This window comes from Streptomyces sp. NRRL S-495 (genome assembly GCF_000966955.1).
GTDB classification, from domain to species: domain Bacteria; phylum Actinomycetota; class Actinomycetes; order Streptomycetales; family Streptomycetaceae; genus Kitasatospora; species Kitasatospora purpeofusca.
This window is the reverse complement of record NZ_JZWY01000548.1, coordinates 1-4,187: the sequence shown is the minus strand read 5'-3', so window position 1 is coordinate 4,187 and position 4,187 is coordinate 1. Positions and strand designations below refer to the sequence as shown.

Below are 4,187 nucleotides of genomic sequence, written 5' to 3'. Positions count from 1 at the left end.
TTCGTGAACTGACCACCCGCCCCGCCGACACCGGCGGCCAGGTCCACGGCGTGCTCTTCAAGGGCCGCCGCTACGACACCGGCGACCGCTCGGACTACCTGCGCGCTATCGTCCGTCTCGCCTCGGAGCGCGAGGACCTCGGCCCGGAGTTCCGCACCTGGCTGCGCGAGTTCGTCGCCTCCGAGCTGCAGGACTGACACACCGACAGAGAGCGAGCGCGCCCATGACCGGGTCCACGGAGAGCGGTACCACCCCCGCAGCCTGCTGCGACGACTCCGCGGACCCGGCCCCGGCCGCCCGCCCCGGTGCCCGTCCGGACGGTCTGTGGACCGTGGACGAGCACCTCGCGGACGTCCTGGCCGCCGTCGGCCCGCTCCCCGCCATCGAGCTCCAGCTGCTCGACGCGCAGGGCTGCCGGCTGGCCGAGGACGTCGTCGCCGAGGGCGACCTGCCCCCCTTCGACAACAGCTCGATGGACGGCTACGCCCTGCGCACGCCCGACACCGTCGGCGCGAGCACCGCGTACCCCTCGGTGCTGACCGTGGTCGGCGACATCGCCGCCGGCGCCGGTGAACTCCCCGCCGTGGGCCCCGGCCAGGCCGCCCGGATCATGACCGGCGCGCCCGTCCCGCCCGGCGCCGGGGCGGTCGCCCCGGTGGAGTGGACCGACGGCGGCACCGGCACCGGCCGCCCCGCCGACTCGATGGCCGCCGCGGTCGAGGGCGAGGAGGTCCGGGTGCTGCGCCCGGTCGCCGAGGGCGCCCACATCCGCCGCCGCGGCAGCGACGTCGCCGCCGGCAGCCGGGTACTGACCGCCGGCACCCGGCTCGGACCCGCCCAGCTCGGCCTGCTCGCCGCGATCGGCCGGGCCACCGCCACCGTCCGCCCGCGCCCGCGGGTCGTGGTGCTGTCCACCGGCAGCGAGCTGGTCCAGCCCGGCGAGCCGGTCGGTCCCGGGCAGATCTCCGAGTCCAACAGCTTCACCCTCACCGCCGCCGCCCGTGACGCCGGCGCGATCGCCTACCGGGTCGGCGGCGTCCCCGACGACGCGGCCAGGCTGCGCGCCGTACTGGAGGACCAGCTCGGCCGGGCCGACCTGATCGTCACCAGCGGCGGCGTCAGCGTCGGCGCTTACGACGTGGTCAAGGAGGTCTTCGCGGAGTACGGCGGGGTGGACTTCCGGCGGCTGCGGATGCAGCCCGGCAAGCCGCAGGGCTTCGGCCGGATCGGCCCCGGCCCCGGGGTCCCGCTGCTGGCCCTGCCCGGCAACCCGGTCAGCGCCTACATCTCCTTCGAACTGTTCGTCCGCCCGGCGATCCGCGCGATGCTCGGCGCCGAGGACATCCACCGCCCCGTGGTCCGGGCGCACTGCCCGGTGGCGCTGCGCTCGCCCGCCGGCCGCCGGCAGTTCCTCCGCGGCCGGTACACGGCCGCGGACGGCCTGGTGGAACCGGTCGGCGGCGCGGACTCGCACCTGGTCGGCGCGCTGGCCCGGGCGGACTGCCTGATCACCGTCCCCGAGGACGTCACCGAGCTGCCCGCGGGCAGCGAGGTCGACGTGGTGCTGCTCGGCGGCTGAGCACGGCCGAACTCCCTGCTGCGGCGGGGCCGTCCCACCGATGCGGCCCCTCCCGCGCCGGGACCGGGACGGGGGGTACGGTAGCGCGGTATTCGACCTGCGCGCCCCCTGGAGCCACCCGTGACCGCCTCACCCCCCGGCGACCGCCTCACCCATGTCGACGAGCAGGGCGCGGCCCGGATGGTCGATGTCTCCGCGAAGGACGTGACCGCCCGGACCGCCGTCGCGGCCGGCCGGGTCCGGGTGTCCCCGCGGGTGGTCGAGCTGCTGCGCGGCGAGGGAGTGCCCAAGGGCGACGCGCTGGCGGTGGCCAGGATCGCCGGGATCATGGGCGCCAAGCGGACGCCCGAGCTGATCCCGCTCTGCCACCCGATCGCGCTCTCCGGTGTGAAGGTCGAGCTGACCGTCGCCGACGACGCGGTGGAGATCACCGCGACCGTCCGGACCACCGACCGGACCGGGGTCGAGATGGAGGCGCTGACCGCCGTCGCGGTGGCCGGGCTCACCGTGATCGACATGGTCAAGGCCGTCGACAAGGGCGCCGCGGTGGAGTCCGTCCGGGTGCTGAGCAAGACCGGCGGCAAGAGCGGCGACTGGACCGCCCCGGAGGGGGAGGCATGAGAGCCCTCGCGGTCACCGTGTCCAACCGCGCCTCCGCCGGTGTGTACGCCGACCGGGGCGGCCCGCTGCTGGTCGAGGGCCTGCGGGCGATGGGCTTCAGCGTCGACGGCCCCCGGGTCGTCCCGGACGGCGAACCGGTCGAGGCGGTGCTGCGGGAGGCCGTGGCGGCCGGCTACGACGTGGTGCTGACCACCGGCGGCACCGGCATCTCGCCGAACGACCTCACCCCCGAGATGACCGCCCGGGTGCTCGACCGGGAGATTCCCGGCATCCCCGAGGCGATCCGGGCGTACGGACGGGACACGGTGCCCACCGCCGCGCTCTCCCGGGGGCTGGCCGGCCTCGCCGGACGTACCCTGGTCGTCAATCTGCCGGGATCGACCGGCGGCGTCCGGGACGGCCTGGCCGTGCTGGCCCCGCTGCTCGCCCACGCCGTCGACCAGCTCGGCGGCGGGGACCACCCCCGGCCCGACACGGCAGCTTCCGGGAGCGCGCACTGAACGCCGGCTGGCCGGTGGAACTCCACGAGGGGGACGTCGTGCTGCGCCCGATCAGGGCCCGCGACCAGCGCGAGTGGCAGGAGGTCAGCCGCCGCAACCGGGACTGGCTGCGCCGCTGGGAGGCCACCGTGCCGCCCGGCCCGGCCGGTCTGGCGGCGGGTCCGCGCCCGACCTTCCGGCAGATGGTCCGCTATCTGCGCGCCGAGGCCTCGGCCGGCCGGATGCTGCCCTTCGTGGTGCTGTACCGGGGCCGTCTGGTGGGCCAGTTGACCGTCGGCGGAATCACCTGGGGGTCGATGTGCTCGGCCAATGTCGGGTACTGGATCGACGAGGCGGTGGCCGGGCGGGGCATCATGCCGACCGCCGTCGCGCTCTCGGTGGACCACTGTTTCCGCACGCTCGGCCTGCACCGGATCGAGGTGTGCATCCGGCCGGAGAACGGCCCGAGCCGACGGGTGGTGGAAAAGCTCGGCTTCCGCTCGGAGGGAATGCGGCCGCGCTATCTGCACATCGACGGCGACTGGCGGGACCACCTGGTGTTCGCACTCGCCGCCGAGGAGGTCCCGGAGGGGATGCTCGAACGCTGGCGTTCCCTCAGCTCGGGCCGCCGACCACGTAATTGAATGTATGTTCGAATGAAATATCGATATGGCATCGGCGCGACGACGGACGGGCACAAATACCGGCAAAATAGTCGGAGAATCAGCTTGATCACACGACACGCCGTGCCAAATTGCTACCGGCCCCTCCTGCACGCCCGTACGGTGTGAATCGTGAGCAGTAGCGGCCTTATCTACGCCGTCATCGTAGGGGCCTGGGCCGCCTATCTGGTGCCGATGTGGCTCCGCAGGCAGGACGAGCTCAACGAGGCGCGCCCGACGGAACGCTTCAGCACCGCCATCCGCCTGCTGGCCGGGCGTTCGGCGCTGGAGCGGCGGGCGTCCCGGGCCCTGGGTGACGAACCGCGTGACGACGAGCAGAGCAATGACGGCCCCCCCGAGCGGGACGCGGCCGCCCCCGGCGACCCCGCGGACGCCGCGGACGCCCCCGCCGACCGGACGGACGCGCCCGCGCCCGCCCGGCCGGCGGAGCGCGACCGGGCCGAGCCGAGGCCCGCGTCCCAGGTCGGTGGCCCGGAGCGCCGGGCCCGGCTGCTGGCGCGCCGGCGCCGGATGGTCACCGCGCTGTTCCTGGCCTTCGCGCTGGGAGCGGTGGTCGCGGCCGTGGCCGGTCTGGCCTTCCTGTGGGTCCCCGCGGTCCCGGCCGCGCTGCTGACCCTCTACATCGGGCACCTGCGGCGCCTGGAGCGCCAGCGGTACGCGGTGAAGCTGGACCGCACCCGCGCGGCCCAGGCCGCCGAGCGGCTGCGCAAGCGCGAGCAGCAGCGGGCCGAGGCCGGCCGTGCGGCCGCCGCCCCGGTACCGGCCCCGGCGGCCGAGTCGGAGCCGCGGACGCCCGCCCCCGGGCGAGGACGCTCGCACCTGCGG

The 4,187-nt window shown here is 75.3% G+C and carries 4 protein-coding genes and 2 pseudogenes; all 6 read left to right on the top strand.

Going from position 1 to position 4,187, the window contains the following annotated elements; all coding sequences use genetic code 11:
- Positions 1 to 197, top strand: a pseudogene (locus VR45_RS26925) (UTP--glucose-1-phosphate uridylyltransferase); the annotation flags it as partial.
- Between the two features lie 26 nt (positions 198 to 223).
- Entirely contained in the window at positions 224 to 1,579 is a 1,356-nt protein-coding gene (glp, locus tag VR45_RS26920; protein WP_078896864.1) for a gephyrin-like molybdotransferase Glp, read from the top strand.
- A gap of 120 nt (positions 1,580 to 1,699) precedes the next feature.
- The gene (gene moaC / locus VR45_RS26915; RefSeq protein ID WP_078896863.1) at positions 1,700 to 2,200 is read left to right on the top strand and encodes a cyclic pyranopterin monophosphate synthase MoaC; all 501 of its coding nucleotides are present in this window, start codon (positions 1,700 to 1,702) and stop codon (positions 2,198 to 2,200) included.
- Positions 2,197 to 2,700, top strand: coding sequence for a MogA/MoaB family molybdenum cofactor biosynthesis protein (locus tag VR45_RS26910; protein WP_045942426.1), 504 nt, complete (start codon positions 2,197 to 2,199; stop codon positions 2,698 to 2,700). The genes moaC and VR45_RS26910 overlap by 4 nt, the downstream gene beginning before the upstream one ends.
- A gap of 14 nt (positions 2,701 to 2,714) precedes the next feature.
- Positions 2,715 to 3,323, top strand: a complete 609-nt coding sequence (locus VR45_RS26905; protein ID WP_045942425.1) for a GNAT family protein — start codon at positions 2,715 to 2,717, stop codon at positions 3,321 to 3,323.
- A 150-nt stretch (positions 3,324 to 3,473) separates the two neighbouring features.
- Positions 3,474 to 4,187, top strand: a pseudogene (locus VR45_RS26900) (hypothetical protein); the annotation flags it as partial.